The organism is Rhizobacter sp. (genome assembly GCF_031412075.1).
In the GTDB taxonomy this organism is placed as follows: Bacteria; Pseudomonadota; Gammaproteobacteria; order Burkholderiales; family Burkholderiaceae_C; genus Rhizobacter.
In genome coordinates this window covers 1-3,834 of sequence record NZ_JANOCG010000562.1, presented here as the reverse complement: position 1 = coordinate 3,834, position 3,834 = coordinate 1, and the positions used below count along the sequence as shown (strand labels likewise).

General features: G+C 66.1%; 4 protein-coding genes. All 4 read left to right on the top strand.

From position 1 onward, the window contains the following. Positions 1–130: 130 nt before the first annotated feature. Complete coding sequence (locus RMO40_RS20870) at positions 131–748, top strand: hypothetical protein (protein ID WP_309725438.1); 618 nt, start codon at positions 131–133, stop codon at positions 746–748. Positions 749–822: 74 nt separating this feature from the next. Beyond that, positions 823–1,932, top strand: a complete 1,110-nt coding sequence (gene pheA / locus RMO40_RS20865; RefSeq protein ID WP_309725435.1) for a prephenate dehydratase — start codon at positions 823–825, stop codon at positions 1,930–1,932. A gap of 20 nt (positions 1,933–1,952) precedes the next feature. Continuing rightward, positions 1,953–2,837 (top strand): prephenate dehydrogenase/arogenate dehydrogenase family protein, encoded by an 885-nt coding sequence (locus RMO40_RS20860; protein WP_309725433.1) that lies wholly within the window; start codon positions 1,953–1,955, stop codon positions 2,835–2,837. Positions 2,838–2,877: 40 nt separating this feature from the next. Beyond that, a partial coding sequence (gene aroA, locus RMO40_RS20855; protein ID WP_309725431.1) for a 3-phosphoshikimate 1-carboxyvinyltransferase occupies positions 2,878–3,834 on the top strand: 957 nt, incomplete at its 3' end.

The window sequence follows — 3,834 nt, the reverse complement described above, 5'->3', positions numbered from 1 at the left end:
TGACCCTGATCGCACTGGACAACGGCGCCAAGCTCAGCGGCCTGCAACGCATTGTCGAAAACGACGCCAACCCGGATTCGGGTGACGACACCAACCCTGAAAGCACTGAAGAATGAAGCGCCTCGCAACAGTGAAAAGCCTCCTCGCCGTGGCCCTGCTGGCAGGTGCCAGCCTGGCCAGCGCCCAAGGCCAGGCCATTCCCGGCGCGCCTCCGAGCGCGGCCAAGAAAGAGCTGGTGCAGCGCCTGCTGACCTTGCAGCAGCCCTCGCTCGAGAACGTCGGGCGTGACCTGGCCGAGCGGCCCGCCCGGCAGCTGGCAGGAGATGCCGAACAGGCTCTGATGACCCGTGTGCCCGCTGAAAAGCGTGAGGCGGCCGCCAAGCAGATCCAGGAGTTGCTGCGCAAGTACGGCGAGGAATCGCTGGCCGTGGTTCGTGACCGCACGGGCAAGATCAACCAAGCCAACCTCGCGCCGATGGTCGACGAGAAGTTCAGCGAAGAAGAGCTGCGTCAACTGCTGGCCGCCCTGGAGTCGCCCGTCTTCAAGAAGTACCAGCAAACCCAGCCGGCGATGGTTTCCGCCTATGCCCAAACGCTGGTGAAGGAACTCGAAGGCGCGCTCACGCCCAAGCTGCAGACCCTCGAGCAAAGCGTGGTGGCCGCACTCGGAATCACCCCCACGGCTGCGAGTCAACCCAAGGCCGCCAAACCCGCCGCCGCTGCAGCGTCGAAGCCTGCGAAGAAATGACGGCAATGAGGCCTGGCGCGCGGTTCATGGCTCCCCGAGGGCGCTAGGCTGCGTGCGAGAATTTGGCCCACGCCATGGCTGACGCTTCCCACCCACCCCACGCCGACCTGCAGCGCTTGAAAACGCAGATCGACGAGGCTGACCGCGAGTTGCTCGCGTTGCTGAACCGGCGCGCCCGGTTGGCGAAAGATGTGGGCGAGGCTCACCAGAATGCACAAGGCCAGGTCGCTTTCCGACCTGAGCAAGATGCCCAGATCATCGACCGATTGAAGGCCGGCAACACCGGCCCGTTGATGCCAGACAGCGTGGCACCGATCTGGCGCGAGATCATCTCGGCCTGCCGCGCCCTCGAAGCACCCACCCGCGTGGCTTACCTGGGCCCGGCCGGCACCTTCAGCGAAGAGGCCGCGCTCGGCTTCTTCGGCTCGACGGTGGTCAAGGTGCCATGCGCCAGTTTTGACGAGGTGTTTCACCTGACAGCCACCGGCGCCGCCGATTTCGGCGTGGTGCCAGTGGAGAACTCCACCGAAGGGGTGGTCACCCGCTCGCTCGATCTCTTTTTGACCACGCCGCTTTTCATCATCGGTGAGACCAGCCTATTCGTTCAGCACAACCTGCTGCGGCGCGAGCCGTCGCTCGATGGCGTCGAGGCCGTGTGCGCCCACCCGCAGGCCCTGGCGCAATGCCACGCCTGGCTGAGCGCCCACCTGCCCCACGCCGAGCGGCGCCCGGTGGCCAGCAATGCCGAAGGCGCGCGACTGGCCAGTACCGACTCCAAGCTGGCCGCCATCGCCGGCAAGCGTGCCGGCAGCGAATTCGGGCTCAGCGTGGTCGCACCCGCCATCCAGGACGAAGCCAACAACCGCACGCGCTTCGCCGTGGTGACCCACCCGCAGCGCCAACCGCAGCCGCGGGCCTCGGGTCACGACTGCACGAGCCTGGTGGTGTCTGTCACCAACCGGCCCGGTGCCGTGCACGACATGCTGGTGCCACTCAAGGTGCATGGTGTGTCCATGACACGCTTCGAGTCGCGCCCAGCCCGCTCTGGCCAGTGGGAGTACTACTTCTACATCGATCTGCAGGGTCACCCCGACCAGCCCCACGTGGCCACCGCGCTGCGTGAACTGCGCGAGGCCTGCGCCTTTTTCAAGTTGCTCGGCACCTACCCGATCGACGTGCACTAGAAACAGAAAGCCGAAGCACGATGTTCAACCAGCTTGGCGTGATTGGCTGTGGCCTGATGGGCGGCTCATTCGCGCTCGCCTTGAAGCGGGCCGGGCTCGTCAAGCGGGTCATCGGCTACAGCAAATCGCCCTCCACCACCGAACGCGCCAAGAAGATGGGCGTGATCGACGACACCGCCGAGTCGGCGCTGCTCGCCGTGTCGGGCTCCGACATCGTGCTGCTGGCCGTGCCGGTGTCTGCAAGCGAAGCCACCTTCAAGGCCATCCGTCACTTGGTGGAGCCGGGCGTGCTGTTCATGGATGTGGGTTCGACGAAACGCGACGTGGTCGACGCCGCGCGCCGGGTGCTCAAGGAGCGTGTGTCCTCGTTCGTGCCCGCCCACCCGATCGCCGGCAAAGAGGTGTCAGGCGTATCGCATGCCGACGCCACCTTGTACGCCGGGCGCCAGGTCATCATCACGCCGCTGCCGCAAACCGACCCAGAGCTGGTGCAAAAGGCGACCGACGTGTGGTCGGCCATTGGCGCGCAGGTGCTGCGCATGACGCCCGAGAACCACGACGCCGCCTTCGCCGCCGTGAGCCACTTGCCGCACATGCTGGCGTTTGCCTTCTTCAACTCGGTGGCCAAGCAGCCTGCGGGGCGTGACTTTCTTTCGCTCGCAGGCCCCGGCTTTCGCGACTTCACCCGCATCGCCGCCAGCGACCCCGAGGTCTGGCGCGACATCCTGATGTCCAACCGCGAAGAGATCCTGAAGCAGTCGATGCGCTTTCGGCACACGCTCGACGCGCTCGAACACGTCATCAAGACCGGCAATGCCGAAGCCCTCGAAGACCTGATTCGCAGTGCCTCCGACGCCCGCGCCGGGTGGCAGATGGGCGCCACCAAGCCCGGCTCTTCGCGCTGACCCGCTCGCTTGGCGCCCTCGGGCGCGACTGACTTCCTGCATGTTCACCACGCCGTTTCTCGACCTTCCACCGCTGCTGTCTGCCAACGGAGCAGTGCAACTGCCGGGCTCCAAGAGCATTTCCAACCGCGTCTTGCTGCTGGCCGGCTTGAGCAGCGGTACGACCGTGGTGCACGACCTGCTCGATTCGGACGACACCCAGGTCATGCTGGCCGCATTGCGCCAGCTCGGCTGCGCTGTTGAGACCAACGGCAGCACGGTTCGCATCACCGGCCTGGGCGGACGCCTTAATGTGCGGGAGTCCAGCCTGTTCCTCGGCAACGCGGGCACGGCCATGCGTCCGCTGACGGCCGCCCTCGCGGTACTGGCCGCGACACAAGGTGGCAACTTTGAGCTCACGGGCGTGCCCCGCATGCACGAGCGGCCGATTGGCGACCTGGTCGACGCCCTGCGCCAACTCGGATGTGGCATCAACTACCTGGCCAACGACGGCTACCCGCCGCTGCGCTTGGGCTCGGGCACGCTCAACACCCGCGCGCCGATCCACGTGCGCGGCGATGTGTCGAGCCAGTTCCTCACCGCACTGCTGCTCGCCTTGCCGTTGGTGTCGGGCGACAACGCCGTCACCATCGAGGTGGTGGGCGAGCTGATCTCCAAGCCCTACATCGAGATCACGCTCAACCTGCTGGAGCGCTTCGGCATCCAGGTGCAGCGTGAAGGCTGGCAGCGCTTTGTGATTCCGCAGGGCAGCGCCTACCGCACGCCGGGTGACATCCACGTGGAAGCCGATGCCTCGTCGGCGTCTTACTTCATTGCCCTCGGTGCCATCGCCGCTCACAACGGACAGGCCCTCCGCATCGAAGGCGTCGGCAGCGACTCCATCCAGGGAGATATCCGTTTCATCGACGCCGCACGCGCCATGGGCGCCGACATCACGAGCGGCCCCGGCTGGCTGGAAGTCAAACGCGGCCAGTGGCCGTTGAAGGCGATCGAACTC

Coding starts and splice junctions, on each gene's coding strand:
- pheA (WP_309725435.1), top strand. CDS start 823: ATGGCTGACGCTTCCCACCCACCCCACGCCGACCTGCAGCGCTTGAAA.
- RMO40_RS20860 (WP_309725433.1), top strand. CDS start 1,953: ATGTTCAACCAGCTTGGCGTGATTGGCTGTGGCCTGATGGGCGGCTCA.